The 16538-nt window shown below is 58.9% G+C and carries 24 protein-coding genes; 5 read left to right on the forward strand and 19 right to left on the reverse strand.

Annotated features, from left to right (window positions below; all coding sequences use genetic code 11):
• From K0F85_RS27465 to K0F85_RS27510, 10 genes are all read right to left on the reverse strand, one after another.
• Window positions 1–427, reverse strand: a 427-nt coding sequence (locus K0F85_RS27465; protein WP_219118979.1) for a hypothetical protein, incomplete at its 3' end; no start/stop codon positions are given.
• Window positions 428–429: 2 nt separating this feature from the next.
• Complete coding sequence (locus tag K0F85_RS27470; RefSeq protein WP_219118980.1) at window positions 430–630, reverse strand: hypothetical protein; 201 nt, start codon at window positions 628–630, stop codon at window positions 430–432.
• Window positions 631–689: 59 nt separating this feature from the next.
• Window positions 690–1880: a phage major capsid protein gene (locus K0F85_RS27475; RefSeq protein WP_219118981.1), complete on the reverse strand. Its 1191-nt coding sequence runs from the start codon at window positions 1878–1880 to the stop codon at window positions 690–692.
• Window positions 1881–1961: 81 nt separating this feature from the next.
• Window positions 1962–2708, reverse strand: a complete 747-nt coding sequence (locus tag K0F85_RS27480; protein ID WP_257638198.1) for a head maturation protease, ClpP-related — start codon at window positions 2706–2708, stop codon at window positions 1962–1964.
• Window positions 2705–4021, reverse strand: a complete 1317-nt coding sequence (locus tag K0F85_RS27485; RefSeq protein ID WP_219118983.1) for a phage portal protein — start codon at window positions 4019–4021, stop codon at window positions 2705–2707. The genes K0F85_RS27480 and K0F85_RS27485 overlap by 4 nt, the downstream gene beginning before the upstream one ends.
• Complete coding sequence (locus K0F85_RS27490) at window positions 4018–5724, reverse strand: terminase large subunit (protein ID WP_219118984.1); 1707 nt, start codon at window positions 5722–5724, stop codon at window positions 4018–4020. Before K0F85_RS27490 ends, K0F85_RS27485 begins: the two co-directional genes overlap by 4 nt.
• On the reverse strand, window positions 5717–6202 hold the full coding sequence (locus K0F85_RS27495; RefSeq protein WP_219118985.1) for a phage terminase small subunit P27 family: 486 nt from the start codon (window positions 6200–6202) through the stop codon (window positions 5717–5719). The genes K0F85_RS27490 and K0F85_RS27495 overlap by 8 nt, the downstream gene beginning before the upstream one ends.
• Window positions 6203–6315: 113 nt before the next feature.
• Window positions 6316–6654 (reverse strand): HNH endonuclease signature motif containing protein, encoded by a 339-nt coding sequence (locus K0F85_RS27500; RefSeq protein WP_257638199.1) that lies wholly within the window; start codon window positions 6652–6654, stop codon window positions 6316–6318.
• An 86-nt stretch (window positions 6655–6740) separates the two neighbouring features.
• On the reverse strand, window positions 6741–6950 hold the full coding sequence (locus K0F85_RS27505; protein WP_219118987.1) for a hypothetical protein: 210 nt from the start codon (window positions 6948–6950) through the stop codon (window positions 6741–6743).
• Between the two features lie 11 nt (window positions 6951–6961).
• On the reverse strand, window positions 6962–7153 hold the full coding sequence (locus K0F85_RS27510; protein ID WP_219118988.1) for a hypothetical protein: 192 nt from the start codon (window positions 7151–7153) through the stop codon (window positions 6962–6964).
• A 169-nt stretch (window positions 7154–7322) separates the two neighbouring features.
• Between K0F85_RS27510 and K0F85_RS27515 the strand changes: the two genes are divergently transcribed.
• Window positions 7323–7529 carry a hypothetical protein gene (locus K0F85_RS27515; RefSeq protein ID WP_219118989.1) on the forward strand — a complete coding sequence of 69 codons (207 nt, stop codon included), beginning with the start codon at window positions 7323–7325 and terminating at the stop codon, window positions 7527–7529.
• A gap of 97 nt (window positions 7530–7626) precedes the next feature.
• Here the strand turns inward: K0F85_RS27515 and K0F85_RS27520 are convergent, their stop codons facing one another.
• From K0F85_RS27520 to K0F85_RS27560, 9 genes are all read right to left on the reverse strand, one after another.
• On the reverse strand, window positions 7627–8202 hold the full coding sequence (locus K0F85_RS27520; RefSeq protein WP_219118990.1) for a hypothetical protein: 576 nt from the start codon (window positions 8200–8202) through the stop codon (window positions 7627–7629).
• 139 nt (window positions 8203–8341) lie between these two features.
• A complete protein-coding gene (locus tag K0F85_RS27525; protein ID WP_219118991.1) occupies window positions 8342–8632 on the reverse strand; it encodes a DUF4406 domain-containing protein in 291 nt (96 codons plus the stop codon).
• Window positions 8629–9039 carry an HNH endonuclease gene (locus tag K0F85_RS27530; RefSeq protein ID WP_257638200.1) on the reverse strand — a complete coding sequence of 137 codons (411 nt, stop codon included), beginning with the start codon at window positions 9037–9039 and terminating at the stop codon, window positions 8629–8631. Before K0F85_RS27530 ends, K0F85_RS27525 begins: the two co-directional genes overlap by 4 nt.
• On the reverse strand, window positions 9036–9278 hold the full coding sequence (locus K0F85_RS27535; protein ID WP_219118992.1) for a hypothetical protein: 243 nt from the start codon (window positions 9276–9278) through the stop codon (window positions 9036–9038). The genes K0F85_RS27530 and K0F85_RS27535 overlap by 4 nt, the downstream gene beginning before the upstream one ends.
• Window positions 9275–10057 (reverse strand): hypothetical protein, encoded by a 783-nt coding sequence (locus K0F85_RS27540; RefSeq protein ID WP_219119002.1) that lies wholly within the window; start codon window positions 10055–10057, stop codon window positions 9275–9277. Before K0F85_RS27540 ends, K0F85_RS27535 begins: the two co-directional genes overlap by 4 nt.
• On the reverse strand, window positions 9981–11138 hold the full coding sequence (locus K0F85_RS27545; RefSeq protein WP_219118993.1) for a site-specific integrase: 1158 nt from the start codon (window positions 11136–11138) through the stop codon (window positions 9981–9983). Before K0F85_RS27545 ends, K0F85_RS27540 begins: the two co-directional genes overlap by 77 nt.
• Before the next feature lie 9 nt (window positions 11139–11147).
• A complete protein-coding gene (locus K0F85_RS27550) occupies window positions 11148–11915 on the reverse strand; it encodes a replication protein P (protein WP_219118994.1) in 768 nt (255 codons plus the stop codon).
• Window positions 11912–12790: a hypothetical protein gene (locus K0F85_RS27555; protein WP_219118995.1), complete on the reverse strand. Its 879-nt coding sequence runs from the start codon at window positions 12788–12790 to the stop codon at window positions 11912–11914. The genes K0F85_RS27550 and K0F85_RS27555 overlap by 4 nt, the downstream gene beginning before the upstream one ends.
• A 157-nt stretch (window positions 12791–12947) precedes the next feature.
• On the reverse strand, window positions 12948–13460 hold the full coding sequence (locus K0F85_RS27560; protein WP_219118996.1) for a phage regulatory CII family protein: 513 nt from the start codon (window positions 13458–13460) through the stop codon (window positions 12948–12950).
• A 278-nt stretch (window positions 13461–13738) separates the two neighbouring features.
• Here K0F85_RS27560 and K0F85_RS27565 point away from each other — a divergent pair, with 278 nt between their 5' ends.
• The 4 genes from K0F85_RS27565 to K0F85_RS27580 all read left to right on the forward strand — a co-directional run bounded on the left by K0F85_RS27565 (window position 13739) and on the right by K0F85_RS27580 (window position 16389).
• The gene (locus tag K0F85_RS27565) at window positions 13739–14419 is read left to right on the forward strand and encodes a LexA family transcriptional regulator (RefSeq protein ID WP_257638201.1); all 681 of its coding nucleotides are present in this window, start codon (window positions 13739–13741) and stop codon (window positions 14417–14419) included.
• A 680-nt stretch (window positions 14420–15099) separates the two neighbouring features.
• Complete coding sequence (locus K0F85_RS27570; RefSeq protein WP_219118997.1) at window positions 15100–15414, forward strand: hypothetical protein; 315 nt, start codon at window positions 15100–15102, stop codon at window positions 15412–15414.
• A 64-nt stretch (window positions 15415–15478) separates the two neighbouring features.
• On the forward strand, window positions 15479–15703 hold the full coding sequence (locus tag K0F85_RS27575; RefSeq protein ID WP_219118998.1) for a hypothetical protein: 225 nt from the start codon (window positions 15479–15481) through the stop codon (window positions 15701–15703).
• The gene (locus tag K0F85_RS27580) at window positions 15700–16389 is read left to right on the forward strand and encodes a hypothetical protein (RefSeq protein ID WP_219118999.1); all 690 of its coding nucleotides are present in this window, start codon (window positions 15700–15702) and stop codon (window positions 16387–16389) included. The genes K0F85_RS27575 and K0F85_RS27580 overlap by 4 nt, the downstream gene beginning before the upstream one ends.
• Window positions 16390–16538: the final 149 nt, after the last annotated feature.

Below are 16538 nucleotides of genomic sequence, written 5' to 3' on the forward strand. Positions count from 1 at the left end.
CCTGGCTTTCAGCGCTCATGGATCCGGCCGAGCAGGTTAGCAAGAATGACTGCCGACCAGCGAATGGACCTATGGGGGCCAGCGCTCCTGCGCCAACAGTCCAGGACTGCAGCGAATTCGTGCCGCCCAGCATGGGATCGAGGCGGTATACGACGCCAGCCGTACCGGCACTGCCGCTGACATTCAGGACCGATCCTTCGGGCAGGACGACAATCGTGCGCTCACCCATTTTGAGGGTGACGGGTTGGCCGCCGGCCATAGCTGGCACTGGCGCCGAGGCGATCACGTCAGAGAAATACACGTCGCCGCCCACCGTGTTGAGCGATGCCTGTTTGGCGGAAACCAGCCCAGCTTCGGTCGCTGCATCCAGCGTGACGATGGCATTGGCAGGAAATTTGCCGTAGGCGCACAGCAAGCGGATCGTCATATTTATGCCTTTTGAATGGATTCAGCGTAGGCCACAGCTGCAGGATCCGTATCGATGACGGCGCCAAGCGGCGCCGCCAGTTGCTCCTCCAGCTCGATGATGTCGTTCGGCTCGCCGTAAGCGCAGGACACCAAAACACGCGCCTTGACGATCGATCCCGCCGTCTGCTCAGGTGTGTTGGTGGAAGTATTTGTCTTTGCCATGATGTTTTCCTGTTTTCGATGCAAAAGAGACGGGCCGAAGCCCGTCTATGCCGGTACGATTAGGTTGCGCTGTTGGTGTAGACCTTCACGGCCGCCGGCTCGACCAGGTTGCCGCCCGAACGGGTCCAGCCGCAGAAACCGACCTGACCCAGCAGCGCAAAAGCCGAATCGTCAAAGCGGCGCATGGTGGTGGTGTTGGCCACATCGCGGATCATGTACTTGCTGAAATCGCCGAACGCGATCGATTTTGCATTTGCAGCCATCACTGCCATGTCGTCGTTGATGGCAACAGCAAAACCCAGCAGAGAGTCTGGCGCGCCCACGTCCACGCTCGGCACCCAAATGGGGCGGCCGGTGGTATCTTTCAGTTTCGATACCGTCGACACCGACAGGTCGTTCATCATGAACTTCGCAGCCGAACGGTAGGCGCGATTGATCGAGTGCTTCAGGTCGACCAGGTCGTCATAGGTGATAGTGACGGTCTGGCCAGAGGCACCGATTTTGCCGATGCCTGCTTTCGGGATCATGCCGTCTGGTTGCGTGGTGCCGCCGCCGACCGTGTAGTGGCGATTCTGGATGCGGGCAATGCGCGTGGCCAGGCGGTTGATCACCAGGGCGATCACGTCGATGGCGCTATCCTGGATCAGCTGCAGCGGCAGGGCGATTTTCTTCGACGAGTACATGAAGGTATTCAGCGGCACAGTACCGAAGGCAATGTCCTGACCGGTGACAGGCTGGTTCTCGCCAACGATTTCGCCCTCTTCACCCGTGCCGTCGCTCGTCGGAAAATTCAGGCCGGTGCCGGTTTCGGTGGTGATCACCTCGGCCACTTCGCGCATGCCGCCGAATGCCTTCAGGCGTTCGATCACCATTTTGGCGATTTCGGTCGGCACGGTGTAGCCGCCTTCGGTGGCCACCGTGGTGGACATGGCATTGCGGATGGCCACGGCCTGCTCGGCAGTCACGTTCGAACCTTGGCGCATGTACAGTGCCACTGCCACCAACGAGGTGATCTCGGTGTCGTTGGCGTTGCCCGCTGGGGCCGCGGCGAAGTAGTTATCCGCTTCCATTTCGCGCATCTTTTCCAGCGCGCGGATCTGACCTTTTACCAATTCAATTTCGTTGACGAAGCCATCGAACTGCGCCTGCTCTTCCTTGGTCCAGGTTTGATCGCCTTTGTTGGCGAGCAGATTGTTAGATTGCGTGGCGAGGTTGGCAATCTTCTCGCGCAGGGCTTGGATAGTTTTCATGGTCTCTTTCAGCATAAAAAAGGAGCCAGAGGCTCCTATGGGTTGAGGTGTCCGACCTCGGCGGGCGTAGCGCGAGAAGCGTTACAAAGCTTGCAGCAGTGCCAGGCGGTTAGCATTGGCCTGTTTCATACAGGAGGCCGTAACGGCCGGGGCCGGTTTCGGCGCAGGCGCAGCAACAGCGGGCGCTGCTGGTGGCGCGCTGATGGCCGCCGGCGCCTTAGCGAAGGCGGCGAGGTTGTAGGTATTACTGACCTTTGCGGTCGACTGCAGGCGATCAACAAACCCGGCGGCGATGGCTTCGGCAGCGGTGAACCACGTTTCAGCATCCATCCAGGCGACGATCTGGTCGAGTTCCTGCCCTGACTCAGCCGCATATTCGGCAGCGATGGTCGCTTCCAATTTCTCCAGCAAATCGGCGCGCTTGCGCAGGTCATTTTTGTCGCCGTAAGCACCGCCACTGGCTGGGTGGATCATGAAAAAACCGCCGTCCGAAATCTCGACCTCATCGCATGCCAGCGCGATGCTGGTCGCGGCGCTGGCAGCCAGGCTATCGATATGGGCGATGGTTTTGCCAGCGAAGCGCTTGATGGCCTCGATGATGGCGCGCGATTCAAACACACTGCCACCAGGTGAATTGATGCGAATATGCAGAGTTGCGGCGTCGCCGGCCGCCGCAATGTCGGCGATAACGGTGTTTGCGCTGACGCCCCAGTACGGGTCGATCACATCGTAGATGTACATCGTGGCCTCGGCCTCGTTGCGCACCATGTTGATGATCTGGCGCTCGCGCTTGGCGTTGTCCAGGCACAGTTGGAGAATTTTGTTCATGGCGCTGCATTTTCCTTTTTTGTGGATGGTTCGGCCGGTGCGACGACCATACGCGGCGCGCTGTACACCTCATCGCCGCCAGCGACCGCCGGCAGGCGTTTGATTCTGCGCACCTCGTTCTTCGACATGAAGCCGTCGCCAGCACCTGGCCCACCCAATGCGAGGCGAAAGTAGGTTCCTTGGGCGGCGCTGTCGCCTTCCGTCAGGGCATCACGGTAAAACTCGACAAACTTACCTGTGTCGCGTGGGAACAGCTTGCGATTCAGCTCCTGCTCGATCTTGCGCAGCCAGGGATTTAAGGTGTACTGGACGAAGGCGCGACCGATGCTCTCGATGCCTGAGCCCCAGGAAGTGGCGCCCGTCGATTCGTTGATCATGAAGCCTGGTACGCCGAAGGCGCGCGCGATATCGAGGATCTGGAACTTACGCGCCTCCAGCAGCTGGGCGTCCTCGGCCGACATGCTGATTTCGGTCGCCTTCATGCCATTCTTGAGGATAAGCGGCACCTTGTGCGCGTTGCTCAGCCCAGCATATTTATTAACGAAGGCGTCCTGCAACAGTGCCACTTGATCCGGGTCGATATTGTTTTCCGTGCTCAAAATCATGGAGGGGTGTGCGCCACCCTCGAAGAACTTGCCGCTGTATTCATCCATGGCCAGGGAGTTGCCAATCGCGTTGCGCGCGCCGAACTGAATCACCGACATGGAGCGCATCATCTCCTCGTCGAAATTCAACCCAGGGAAATGCAGGATGTCAGCTGGATCGAACCAGGTAGATATGCCATGAGATGGCAGATTCACGTAGTAACGCACGCCAGACGGCAGGCGCACCGGCGACACCGCCCCCCAGGGCAAGGGCAGTAATTCGCGGATATCGCCCCGCACGCCGCGGCGGATCAGCGTGTGCGCGTCGCCGCGCAGCAGCTGCTTGGTGGATACGCCTTCCCAATGGCTGGCACCGGTGCAGTCTGGCGAGGGCTGCTCGTTGAGCAAATACCATAAGCCGTCGCGTGGTAATTGCTCAGGGATCTGCCCGCCCGACAAGCGGTAGACATTCAGCGGCATGCTGATGATGGCGCCGGCGATCTTCGCTACGCAAGCGGCTACAGCGGAGGCACGCATGGCGGTTGTAGCGTTGACCGTGGTGCCGGCCACGCCGGGCGCCACACCAAAAGCATCCATGACGGCCTGGCTGTAGGAGAGGTTCGATACATCGCGCGCTGCGGCGCGCTCGGCCATCCAGTTGGTCAGGATGCTGGAGCCCCCCGACCTGGCGCGCCGTTGCACTTCATCCCACGATGTATTTTTGCTCATATATCAATAAACCAATCTTTGATTTCAGGTTCGGCGTGCAGCACCCTGCCTATCGCCATCATCAGCGCCACGGCGCCGTCGATTTTGTTGTCCTCGCCCTGCTTGATCGGTCGCACCACATCGTCGTTGCCCGGCAGGTGCTTGCCGATCACATTAGAGATACACCAGGTCATGATGGGGTTGCCGTCATGATGGAAGCGGCCCGACGCGATCGCAGCCTCCAGTTCCTTCATCGGGTCGCTCATGTTGGTGTAGTTCTGGGTGATCGTGATGGCGGTGAGGCCCTCATCATCCAGTTGGTGCGCCAGACCGGTGGCCCCATGCGGGTCGATCGCGCTTTCCATCACGGGCGATACCTTGTTCACATCGAGGGCGGCCGCCAGAATCTCGCGGTAGTCCACCTCGGCGCCATCAGTGGCATCAAGCAGGCCGGCATTCACCCACGCCTGGAAGCGCTCCGACATGCGCTTGTTGTCGTCGTTCTGGACCGTTTCTTCCGGCACCCAGAACTTCGGCCCGACGCTGTAATAGTGCCGCTTGCCGTCGATATCGCGGTGGTGCAGCTTGGCCATGCTGTTCATGTCCAGCTTGCGCGCCAAATCGAAGCCCAGCGTGCAGGACTGGCCTTCAAACATTTCATCCGTCAGCGTTTTATCCTCGCAGGCGCGCCACAACTCCAGGTTGAAAAAACCCGTCTTGGCCGAGGTCCACACGTTCAGGTGCTTGGTCTTGAACGTGTTGGTGAAGCGCGCGCTGCGGATGGCCTTTTGCTGCTGGCTTTCCAGGTACGACTTGAATACCGACACACCCATGTTCGGGTTGGCCTTGGCCAGCACGCCAGGATCGGTCCAGACATCGCCCTCATCGATGGTGAAAATCCAGCCGAAGAGCTCGTCGTCTGGCACGGTGCCGTCCAGCATTTCGATTACCTGGCGGCGCTTGTCGTAGCACGGCCCCTCAATATTGGCGCCGGCGGTCGTGATGATCAGGATCAACGGTTGCCTGCGTGCCCCCATACCTGTCAGCATGGTTTCGTACAGGGAAGCGCTATCGTGCTCGTGATACTCATCGATGATGGCGCACGATGGTGAGGCGCCGTCGCCAGGGTTGCCGATCAACGGCTCGAAGCGACTGCCATCCTCTGGCAACGCCAGGCTGGCGGCGTTGACTTCGATGCCGAACGCCTCAACCATCAGCGGCGAACGCTTCACCATCAGGCGTGCCGGCCGGAAAACCTCCCAGGCTTGCTTCTCGGTGGTGGCACCGGAATACACCTCAGCACCGAATTCGTCGTCGGCGATGAACATGCCCAGCGCCACACCAGCCCCGATCACGCTCTTGCCGTTCTTGCGGCAAACCTCCCAATAACTTTCCCGGAAGCGGCGATAGCCGGTTTTCTTGTGCCTCCAGCCGAATGTGCAAGCCAAACCGAATTTTTGCCACGGCTCCAGGGTGACCAGTTGCCGCTTGAAACCCCATTCACCCTTGGTGTGCGGCAGCAACTCGATAATTCGCAACTTCTTTTCTGCTTCCGCTGCGTCAAACTTATACGCATAGCCCCGGGTGCGACTAGCGGCCAGGTCATTCAGGTGACGCTGGCAGGCAAGTTTGACCCAGCGGCATGCCGCAATGCGTCCAGCAACGATATCACGCGCGTATTTATTCGCCTGGTCGACGCGAGGGTATTTCTTTTTCTCAGCCACCGACTGCCTCCAGCCAGGGATTGGATCCCTTTCCTTTTGCCGGGGCGATCAGGCGCTGACGACTGGCCGGATCCAGGCCCAGCAGCGAGCCGAACGTTACCATCTGGCGCCCTGCCTCGTTCAGCGCAGTCAGTGCTGGATTCTTGATCGGTCCGCCCGTGGCGCCCGCAACTACGATGCCATTCTCGGCGACGTGTTTCGAGGCTGCGCGCCAAGTGCCATAGGCAGTACAAAATGCCTCCAGATTGTGCAGATCAGTCACCTGCAACACCTTTTGCTTGAGCAGTGGCGGCGCTACACGCACCCACATGTCGCGCGCTGCACCGGTAATCCACTCCGGCGGATCGATGTTGGTGGCGAGGCCAAAGTCCGGCTCGTTGGTATTTAGCGCGCGCTTTCCCGGGTTGCCGGCCGCCAGCTTTCTGGCGACCGGCTTCGGTTTTCGGCCCCGACCGGCAACGTTTGCTATGCCGCCCATCGACGCCCTTTTGAATATTTAATTACGCGGGTACAAAAAAAAGACTACATGGCCGGTCTTTGGCGTTTTCGCCCTGGACTTTTGACCCGCCCCATTGCATTTGAGAATCATTCTCAATCCGCATTGTCGGCGCGGCGTCCAAACGCGCCATCCTCGGTCGCGGTCTTACGGTCGTGATGCGTCTTGCACAGCGGCTGCCAGTTGGACTCGCTGGCCCAGAACAATGTCTTGGCCTTGGTGATGGCAGCGGCATCGCCACTATCCAGTGCGGCTTTCAGCTTGTGATTGATGATGTGATCGACCACCGATGCGGCAACAGCGCGGCCCTCTTCCATGCAATGCACGCAGAGAGGGTGCTTGGCCAGGTAGCCGGCGCGGGCCTTGGCCCAGGTCGATGTGTAGCCGCGCTCGTGCGCCGTGCCGCGTGCCTGCATGTCCGCTGTCTGGCGCACCCTCGTATGCTTCTCGCAGTGCCCGGGCTTGTCGAGCAGAGCACCGCAACCCGCTTGGCGGCAGACTGACTTGGGACGGCGCGGCATCAGTCGTGCGCTGGCGACGAGCGGTCCAGCATAATATCTGCAATCGCAGCAAGATCGCCGGCAGTCAACATCAGCGTAACCTTGACGCCAAATACTGCATTGGCACCAGTGACCATCTCCATATTGGGGTCGGTCGTATTGGGCAACTTAAAGTGCTGAGTTACCGCACACGCAAACTCGATACCAGTGTGGAGGTCATTCTGATGCATGGTCGAACCTTTCAGTAGGAAGTGGCGTCAGGTACCAGCCCCGCCGCCGCACTGGTGGCGCATGCAGGGCAATGCGTCAGCGCTTGCAGCAGCCGGCGCGCCTCTTCAGCCTGCGCCAGTTGCGCGGCCATCTGGTCGATGCGGCGCATGTCGCCTGCTTGGATGGCGCGGATGATCATGTCTCGGTAGTGACGCGGGGTCATCGAACACCTCAAATAAAAGCTACTGCCGCTCGATTGCGGTCAGCGGCTAGAGTCAACCAAAGTGGAATGATATTTCTTCATCAGATCGCGTCTGCCAATGTTTCAATCTGATAATATCAATTTGCTTTTTATTTTTTACGTTATCAACTATCACTTACGAAAGAAAAATATGAATACTGAAAAACTTAACCAGTTTGTTTTCTCGCAGATGGTCATGCAAAAAGCGAAAGCTCTTGCGGCTACCGAGCATGGCAAGGCTGTCAACCCATCGGATGAGCATATTCTGAAAGCAGTCAAGGAACTGTACGCGGAGCAGGACGCAGTAAAACGTGTGACGGAATCATCCGCGACGGAGCCAAAATTACGTTTTCTGTAAGCTTATTGACTTGCAGTCGCAAAAAAGCCCGCATCTTGGCGGGCTTTTCAGTGTGATCAACCGCTTGGCGCAGTTATCACGTGTATATAAAAATGGACTATACTGGACACGTTTGTCCAACGCAAGGCAATTCATTAATCTCACCGCACATTTCTTCCAGGCACGAGCTGGCGGCTTGCTGGGCCCGGCCATCCAATTCCTTGAGCGCCTTATGAATTCGAGCTTTCTGATTATACGCAGTGGCTTTGACTATATTCAATTCCTTGGCTGCCGCCGTGATCGATACCCCGCGCTCAAAGAATGACCGGATGATCGCGCCGCGCATATTCCTGATGGTCAGGCCGGTACAAACGCCGAGCGCCCACTCGGCCAGCTCGGCGATTGCCTCACGGTACTGCTCGGTCATCTTGTCTTTGTTAAGGCAGCAAGGGCACTCTTCGTAGCGCGGCGCATAGCGCGCGGTAATGCAGGCTCGCTCCAGGGGCGTCATCTGTGCCAGGCGCGCCAAGATAATACCGGACTGACCCGCACCATCTAGCGATACCAGCCCCTTGCCTCCTCCCGCCCCTCCGCCCTTCATCAGCTTGGACATTGGCGACAGCGCATATTGCTGAGATGAATAATTGAATGCGAACATCAGCGCATCGTGTGTGTTTTTAAATAACTCTTGCATTTCGATCCCTTTGCTTTTGCTTGCCTGCCGGTACTGAATTTGATAACAACCGATGATTCACAATAATCATGAACATGAGGAAATATGCGCCTTTGCGGGGTGGTCTTCGCCACTTTCCCGCCAACGCTTTTGCCATTTCCTATACTGGGTGCAGCGTGACCGCCAGGCTCAACTGCATGGCGATGTGATGCTCAAGCGTCGCGCCGCGTGACACCTCCCAACCGGGCAGCAGGTGGATGCGGTCACAGGTCACCAGCTCGGCGATATCGCGGCGCATGCACGCCTCCCACGAAGTGGTCTGATCCGGGTTCACCTCGGCAGGGTTGATCACGGTGTGGCCCTGGGCGCGCAGCTCAGCGGTGGCTGCGTGGAATGCGGGGAAGTTGAGCCCGGGCAGCCCTGTCATCGGGCCGGCGATGTAGATTTTCATGGTTTTGCTTTCTCGCCAGCAGGCGGTGTGACACGCTCAAAATGGAAGACGACCGGAGTGCCTGTCTCTTGGATAAGCCCGTACTTGCGGGCAAGCCTATATGGAGTGTTGTGCGCATTCAGCGCCGCGACATGGCCTATAAGCCAAGACCTCCAATGCTCAATGCTCAGCGCCGCCTTACTGATGTTGCAAGGTGCGCATGCCGGCATCAGGTTCTCGATGCAATCACGTTCTGGCCGGTACATTTCATCCGTCGAGGACAAGCGGCCGTTCCGCACGGCTAATTTGCGCTCGACCGGCTCGAAGTGATCGGCGTGCCAGCGTGCACCCAGCGGTTCGCCGCAATAGGCACATTTGCCGCCGAACATGCCATGAAGTGTCGCGCGTTGCGCTTTCGAGATTCTCACTCTGCTTGCTCCAAAAAGGTTATGTCGCTGGGCTGGCGCGGTGTCGCGTCGCCCATCAGGTAAATAATTGTCGATACGCCGCCACCCAGCACCTGGGGAGGCATGCTGTGCAGGAAGTGCTGCTTGCCGTCGACCAGCACGGGCTGGCAGGTGTAGAGCGCGCGCAGCAAGGCGCGGTCACGCTTGTACGCCGCTTCTGCAGGGGTTTCCTGCGCCGGTGCTGGGCTGCGGCTGCTCATTCTTCGTCGCCTTTCATGCTGGCCAAGTCGGCGGCCGACAGGGTATAAGGCTTCACGCTCACGACCTCGTAGAAGCTTGGCGGGCACCACTTTTCAATCCAATTGCCCAGCATCAAATCAAGTTCAGCGCGGGCCACGGGCGTAGCAGCTGCGTAGCCATCTGCGAACTCGCCGACAATATCGCTTGCGCGCTCACCCATCGTCATCAGTACGTCTTCCGCATCGATCAATCTGCTGGCTGCTGGTACACGCCCTTCCCCTCTCCAAACAATGGTGCCCACTTCCAGGTCATCGTTACTGTCGAGCAGATCGCCCAAGCTGGAATAATTGAACTCTTCTTCGTTGACCGACCAGCATTCTTCCGGCGGCGCTTGCGTCGGAGCATCCACCTGGCCAGTCATAAGCTTTGCCGTGCTTGCGTCCAGCCTGCCGAGTGGGGCCAGGTGACGGCCGATCAGCCAATACTCCATCAGCCAATGATCGTCCGCAGGAGGCTTGTTCACGCCCATGCGCCCGAATGCAATGGCACCCTCGATGGCCCAGCGCGCATTTTCGTCGTGAACAGCAACTGGCTGTGGTGTCAACAATGGATCCAGCGCGCCACGCATGCGCTCGCGCAGCTGGTCGGCGCCGTGAAATTCAATGGCGATGTCGCGCAAGCTGTTAACGACTTCGCGCAGGACGTGATCTTGTGGCTTCAATTTATTCTCCTGGTACTGGTTCAGTCGACCCCGAATCGAGGCCCGAATTGCCATCAACTGATGACTGATGATAATCATGAAGGTGTTTATCCATGCGGGTTTGCTGGACGCTTCCCGCCACTTTCTCGCCACGCCCAAAACCGATTTTCTCGGCGATATCGTTCTGCGCCTGCGCCGCCGTGTCCCGGTTTTTCTCCAGGTAGGCCATGGTCGTCATCGGCGACTTGTGGCGCATCACGGCCTGGATCGTCTGGATCGGCACGCCCTGCTCCGACAGCATGGTGGCGAACGTGCCGCGCAGCCTGTGCGGGGTGATCCCCTTGATCTTGCAGCTCAAGTTGGCGGACTTCATGGCCTTGCGCGCGAAGCCGGGCGGGTGCTGCTGGGTGCCGCCGCGCTTGCCGGCGATCAGGCCCTCCACCTGGCGGTGCGGCGCCAGCTGCTCGATCAGCCAGGCCGGTACCGGCACGGGCTCGGCCTCGCGGCCCTTTGTTATGCCCGGCGTGTAGGTGGCGCGCTGCCAGTCCAGCCATTCCCAGCGCGCACCGGCCGCCTCGGACTCGCGCAGGCCCAGGCCGAACATCAGGCGAATGGCCGTGGCCACCGATGGGTCTGCGCGCGTGACCTGGTCGACCGCGGCAAACCATTCGGCCACGGCGACGATAGGCAGGATCGAGCGCGGGCGCTTCTGCACCTTCAGCATGCGCACCTGCCAGGGGATCGACCTGATCAACTCGCGCTTCACTGCCCAGTTCGCGATCAGCTTGAGTACGCGCAGCCAGTGGTTCGCGCTGGCCGGCTTGTGGTCGACCAAGTGCAGGTTGCGCGCCAGCTCGACGTGGCTGGTGGTGATCTGGTTCAGCGGCAGGTCGCCCAGGTCGTAGAAGTGCAGCCGGGCAGTGGTCTCGACGCTGCGCTGGTGCGCGGCGCTGCTGATCGGGCCGTTCACCTCCAGCCATTCCTGCGCCATCCCCGCCAGCGTCGGCACCACCTTGCCACCGTTGGTCAGGGTCAATGCCTCGTCGTACGCGCGCTGCGCCACCACGTTGGCCTTCGCCTTGCTGCTCTCGCGGGTGCTGCGCTGCACGCGCGCGCCAGCGATCTGGAATCGGTAGTGGTAATTCTTGGCCTTGCCGGCGCGGAACAGGTGAAAAGTCATTCGTATCTTTCAAATAATGCCAAGGGCGGTCTTGGCGTTGGTGATCTGCATGGCCTGCAGCGACTTGTCGCCCTTGGCCAAGCGCGCCATGATTTTTCGCGCCCACGTCTTGTGGTCGAAGTGCGTTGCTCGTGGCGACTTGGTCACGCCGCTGGCCTCCAGTTCGGCAAGCATGCGGGCCGCATCCTCGCGGGAGAGGCTGCCCTTGCCCGGCGCCGGCAGCGCTGGCGCAGGCGCCGGAATCTCGGCCCATTCGCCGCGCGCCAGCTGCGCGCTCAGCGTGGCTGCCCAGCGATCCTTGACCTGGCCGTACGACTGCATCATCAGGTCGCGCGCCAGCAGCGTCGCCGACCAGTAGACCGCCGGATGCGACCAGACGCCCCACTCGCCTTTGCGGCGCGCCTCGATGCCGACGATGGCCTCGTGGTACGCCGGTACCGGGTCTGCGAACGGCTTGCACGCTTGGATGAACTCGGCGCAGCTCGGCGGCTTCTGGTAGCGCAGACGACAGGCCTTCAGGCCGACGGCGACGTCCTTGGGGCTGATCCCCTCTTCCTCGAAGGCCTCCACCCACGATTCGGCCCAGTTCCGCAGCGCTACCTCGCTGGCGAAATTGGATGCCCACCAGTGCGGGTATGCACCGTCCAGGCGGTTGTACAGGTGTTCGATCATCGACACCTTGAGGGTCGGATGCACCTCGAACCAGCGCGAGTCCGGCGCCGTGCTGGACTGTCCCAGAAAGCAGCTTTGGCTGCCGGCAGTTGCAAGGGCGCTCATGCTGGACTCCCGGGCGGTGTCCGGCAGCGATTAACGAATTCTGTTGGGTCAAACTTTGCCACGCGTCCGCCGGCAACACCGGTCGCATTCCGCTGCGCGCCCAGGTTCGCCCAGTCGTCGATGATGGCGTTTTGCAAGGCCTGATCCCAGTCGACGTAGACGTAGCCTTTTGCGCGCACCTTCCGGACAAACGAATCGAAGTGAGCCTGCAGATTCGTGTGGCCTTTGGCCTCGGCCCAAGCTTTGATCGCGTCCGAAATCTCGAAATCGACGGGCATGGCTGTCTTGGCTGGCCTGCGGGCGCTTTTCGACGCGACAGCGGCGGCGGCCGGCACGGTCGCGTGCTCTTTCTCCTGCTCCTGCTCTTGCTCTTGTTCCTGCTCTTGTTCCTGCTCTTGGCTTGCAAGGGGCTTTAAAGGGGCTTGCAAGGCAGGCGATAAACTGGCGTCCGCGCCCCGCTGCTTTGTCATGCAAAACGCATGGGCGTAGTGCTCGAAGAAGCGCGCCAGGAAAGGGTTTGCGGGCAGTGTGTCGTACTCGTTCTGCACGCCCTTGATGCGCAAATCCTTGCCTGTCAGCGCATCAGCGATCTGGTACTTGGCCATTTCGATGACCCATACCATCTCCGAATCCTCGTCATATTCACAAAACCCAGCTTCGACGGCTCTTACAAGCCCCTTCGCAGCCCCTTCCAAGCCCAATCCAGTTTCATGCGCGATGAACATTTGAGGCACGTAGTACAGCCCCAACATGTTGGCGTGCGGCGACGTCATCAGGTACAGGGCGACGATCTGCGCCTCTGGACCCGCCGCGCGCAGCTTTTTGCCGGTGGCACCGATCCAGAACTTGGGGCCAACCTTTCCGTAGTCACGCATCGGCCTCGCGGCCAGGTGTAGCTGGCGCCTCCGTTGATGTGCCATATTTCAGCATGTGATCTCCAACCTTCCATCCAGCCGTGAATGGGGACGGGGCGTGACCGGCGGGCTGGAATCGCCGGTCGCAGCTGCGCAGCCGCTGCCCCGTTTGAAATCGTCACTTCTCCGCCATGCCTTTCAGTCGGGCCGCCATTTCATTGAGCGCCTGCACTACGCAGTAAATGGCCGTCTCGACCCGTGGCAACTCGTGTTTTTCCACCACGCCATCAGTCAGTACCGCGTGCACCTCGGCGCCGACCACCCCGCTGGCTGACCACACCTGCGTCACCAGTTCGAGGATGGCCATGTCCGACGCGGTTACGTCTTCCTGGGCCTTGATGCAGATGTAGCCATGGTTGCGCGCCAAGGCGTGCAAAACCGCGTGGTCACCAGTCAGGGCCATCAAGCTGTCCAACTCGATCGGGCTGAGGTAGTTGGTCGTACTGTTCGGGTTGGCCTTGTTGCGCAGGATCTGGGCACGCAGGCCCATGCGCACGGCAAGCACTTCAACGCCGCCAGCGGCGCGGTGAACGGTTTGGTGGATCGCGTCGCGAATATTCATTTCGGCACCTAAATACAAATGAGGAAGTTTCCAAAAAACAATGTGATACTTCTTATTGAGATGGTTCAAGGGCTACGTCCAGCGATGTGGTCAGCTTTTCAAAAGCAGCCGGCTTGGCCAGTCGAAGAAACATCAACCTTGACTTGGGTATCCCAGTTCGGCGCCACTCCGAAACAGATGGTGGACGAACCTCGCATAGCCTTGCCACTTCGGACGTCCCGCCCAAGGCGTCAATAATTTCATCAGGCGTGGGGTTTGTAGTCATGGGCATATTTTAGGCATTCCTAAAATACTTTGCAACAATTATTTAGGCATATCTAAATTGTATTTTGTTAGGATTACCTAATATGAATTGGCACAAACGACTCACCCAAGCCAGGGAAGAAAAAGGCATTAAGAAATCAGCTTTTGCAAAGCTGGTAGGAGTCTCTCCGCCCACTGTTACAGATTGGGAAAACGGCGAGACGAAGATGATTGAGGGGGCGAACTTAGTTAAGGTATGTTCAGCGCTAGGAATTTCACCTGAATGGCTGCTAGATGGAGTGACTTCCATTACTGATCTTGTGCCTGACTCCATGCGTGTAGTGCTTGCTGATGGTTTGCAAAAAAACTACTATGACATCCCGCTCGTCACCCTGCGATTGCAGGCAGGTATTACAGGGTTTCAAACTGATGTGGACTCGTCCGAAGGTAGCAGCATCCCAATCCCTAAATTTTGGGCAGACAGACGCGCCTATAACCCGAATCGCCTGTTGGCAATCAAGGTGAAGGGGCAGAGTATGGAGCCGACGCTGTTTGAGGATGATATTGTTTTTATCAATCTCGATGACAAGGCCCCTGCAGACAATGCCGTCTTTGCTGTGAACTACGATGGAGAGGCTGTAGTAAAAAGAATGTCAAGAGATGCCGGACAGTGGTGGCTAATGTCTGACAACTCAGACCAGCGAAAGTACTATCGTCGAGCATGCAGGGGTGCTGAATGCATTGTAATTGGCAGAATAGTCAGGAGAGAGAGTGAGAACTTCTAGCTTGGGGAGGCATCAAGCTCCGAAGTGGATAATTGCCGCTATATCCATGTCAATCTGCCTTGGCGCATGGTCGGCAGAAACTGAAATGCACGTTCTGGGATACCCCCTCGGAGGCAAACTCAGCGCTGCCCCTAAAATCTGCCCTCTCAAGAGTGAGAATTCGAAGACCCTTTGCTGGGTTGGCGCGCCCGCCACTCTTAAGGGCGGCGGGAAAAGTGGACTCGTTCATTTGCCGTCCCCAGACAGCAGACCCGAGTGGGCAGCCCATGCCATGTTCAAGATGCTTATACAAAAGGATCTTACCGTGGATAGTCTGGAAGTTAGAACTTTTAGCGGTCTAAAAGGGCCGACGATTGACGCTTCTATCAGTGCCCGCTTTGGGGCCCCAACCTCTCCGCGAATTCAATCCGGGGACTTAGTCTCATCCACCTGGGCCCGCCAAGATGTCCATATACGTATGGCATGTCGCCTATCTGATTTTTGCTTGGTAATGTTCCGATCCCCAGTAAGTCAAGCGAAGCTGAATGAAGAGTTGCGCGCCAGATCAGCAACTAACACCGCGAGACCAATAAGTCCTTAAATAGAAATGTAATATTTTTAGGCTTGCCGAATATTTTTCTTGACTTAAATCTTAGGCATGCCTAAGATTGCTCCATCGCACCTCAACCGATGGAGAGAAAATGTCACACGCCGCCAGCAGCACACCAGAACCCAGCGCCACCGTCAAAATCCCCTACCTCGCCTGCGCTGAATGCAACGCAATCATCCAGGCCAATGCTAGCGAGAAGCCTGGCGCAAAGCCAGCATTAGCCATCGACCTGATCGCCGATCGCCTGCTCGACGCTGAACTGTGGCCCGAAGACAGTGAGCTCGTCGCCGAGATCCGCGCCATGTTCATGCACAACTGGGGTATGGATCAGGCCCAAGCCGACGCGCGCATGTCCCGCTTGAACTTCAAGGCCGCCCTTGCCGCTCTGGAAGGCGGTGCAGCATGAAATTCAAGTTCAACATCTACCTGATCATCGCCGTGGCCATCATCGGCGCTATTACCGNCTGGCCATGAGCCTGGGCGAAATCGAGCCAGCAGCCAGCGCCGCCATCATCCTGGTGTCCGTGTTGGTCCTGGGCTGGGGCGCCGGCAGCGTGTCGTCGCAGGCCGAGATCGACCGCCTGACCAGCATCGAGACCGGTCGCCGCATCCAGGCCAACTGCCTGATCACCACCCGCAACCGGCTGGAGCGCGACATCGAGCAGCTGCAAGGCGCGAAAGGCGGTGCTCTGTGAGCGCCGGCTGCACCGAAGAGCGCTTCCTGCGCGACGTCGCCGAGCATGCGATGGTAGTGATCCGCGAAGATGGCGTGAGCCGACATATCCGGTTCGCCAAGCCTGGCACGAGCTGCATGCACTTTGACCTGATCACCTGGCCAGGCTACCTCTGCTACACGGGCGACATGGGAACCTACGTTTTCCAGCGCACGCAGGACATGTTCGGTTTCTTCCGCAAGAGCGGGCACCTGGACAGCATCGATCACCGCTATTGGGCCGAAAAGATCGAGGCAGCCGACGGCACCGGCGTGAAAAGGCACAGTCACGATGAGTTTGTACGCCAGATAAATGACTGGGTAGACCAGCAAGCAGAAGGCGACAAGCCGGACGATGACGAGCCTGAGCAGCTTGCGCTGTGGGCTGAAGCCTATGCCGAGCTGCGCGCCGAGGTCCAGTCGGAGGTGTTGAGCGCCGACAGCAACGAGGTGCGATGCTTCGACGCCGCGAACGACTTCACGCACGCCGGCGAGGCGTGGCAGGCATTCCATGGCTCGGATGCCAAGTTCGAGTTCACCGATTTTTGGGAGGTCGATACGACGGAATACACGCCCCGCTTCCTTTGGTGCTGTTACGCCCTGGCCTGGGGTATCGAGAAATACGACCAATCGAAGGTAGCGATAGCGCCTGAAGGGTTAGCAGCATGAAGCGCGACGCCTTCACCATGTCCCTTGACCTGGGCAATGAGCTGATCATCGACAACTTCGCCGGCGGCGGCGGGACCAGCACCGGCTTGGAACAGGCATTCGGCCGCCCGGTAGATATCGCCATCAACCACGATCCCGAGGCGCTGGCC

It is taken from the genome of Janthinobacterium sp. UMAB-56, from assembly GCF_900095265.1.
Taxonomy (GTDB): domain Bacteria; phylum Pseudomonadota; class Gammaproteobacteria; order Burkholderiales; family Burkholderiaceae_D; genus Janthinobacterium.

Excerpts from the sequence above, each read along its gene's own strand:
- K0F85_RS27470 (WP_219118980.1), bottom strand. The coding sequence starts at position 630 with ATGGCAAAGACAAATACTTCCACCAACACACCTGAGCAGACGGCGGGA.
- K0F85_RS27475 (WP_219118981.1), bottom strand. The coding sequence starts at position 1,880 with ATGAAAACTATCCAAGCCCTGCGCGAGAAGATTGCCAACCTCGCCACG.
- K0F85_RS27480 (WP_257638198.1), bottom strand. The coding sequence starts at position 2,708 with ATGAACAAAATTCTCCAACTGTGCCTGGACAACGCCAAGCGCGAGCGC.
- K0F85_RS27485 (WP_219118983.1), bottom strand. The coding sequence starts at position 4,021 with ATGAGCAAAAATACATCGTGGGATGAAGTGCAACGGCGCGCCAGGTCG.
- K0F85_RS27495 (WP_219118985.1), bottom strand. The coding sequence starts at position 6,202 with ATGGGCGGCATAGCAAACGTTGCCGGTCGGGGCCGAAAACCGAAGCCG.
- K0F85_RS27505 (WP_219118987.1), bottom strand. The coding sequence starts at position 6,950 with ATGCATCAGAATGACCTCCACACTGGTATCGAGTTTGCGTGTGCGGTA.
- K0F85_RS27510 (WP_219118988.1), bottom strand. The coding sequence starts at position 7,153 with ATGACCCCGCGTCACTACCGAGACATGATCATCCGCGCCATCCAAGCA.
- K0F85_RS27515 (WP_219118989.1), top strand. The coding sequence starts at position 7,323 with ATGAATACTGAAAAACTTAACCAGTTTGTTTTCTCGCAGATGGTCATG.
- K0F85_RS27520 (WP_219118990.1), bottom strand. The coding sequence starts at position 8,202 with ATGCAAGAGTTATTTAAAAACACACACGATGCGCTGATGTTCGCATTC.
- K0F85_RS27525 (WP_219118991.1), bottom strand. The coding sequence starts at position 8,632 with ATGAAAATCTACATCGCCGGCCCGATGACAGGGCTGCCCGGGCTCAAC.
- K0F85_RS27535 (WP_219118992.1), bottom strand. The coding sequence starts at position 9,278 with ATGAGCAGCCGCAGCCCAGCACCGGCGCAGGAAACCCCTGCAGAAGCG.
- K0F85_RS27540 (WP_219119002.1), bottom strand. The coding sequence starts at position 10,057 with ATGATTATCATCAGTCATCAGTTGATGGCAATTCGGGCCTCGATTCGG.
- K0F85_RS27545 (WP_219118993.1), bottom strand. The coding sequence starts at position 11,138 with ATGACTTTTCACCTGTTCCGCGCCGGCAAGGCCAAGAATTACCACTAC.
- K0F85_RS27550 (WP_219118994.1), bottom strand. The coding sequence starts at position 11,915 with ATGAGCGCCCTTGCAACTGCCGGCAGCCAAAGCTGCTTTCTGGGACAG.
- K0F85_RS27555 (WP_219118995.1), bottom strand. The coding sequence starts at position 12,790 with ATGCGTGACTACGGAAAGGTTGGCCCCAAGTTCTGGATCGGTGCCACC.
- K0F85_RS27565 (WP_257638201.1), top strand. The coding sequence starts at position 13,739 with ATGAATTGGCACAAACGACTCACCCAAGCCAGGGAAGAAAAAGGCATT.
- K0F85_RS27570 (WP_219118997.1), top strand. The coding sequence starts at position 15,100 with ATGTCACACGCCGCCAGCAGCACACCAGAACCCAGCGCCACCGTCAAA.
- K0F85_RS27575 (WP_219118998.1), top strand. The coding sequence starts at position 15,479 with ATGAGCCTGGGCGAAATCGAGCCAGCAGCCAGCGCCGCCATCATCCTG.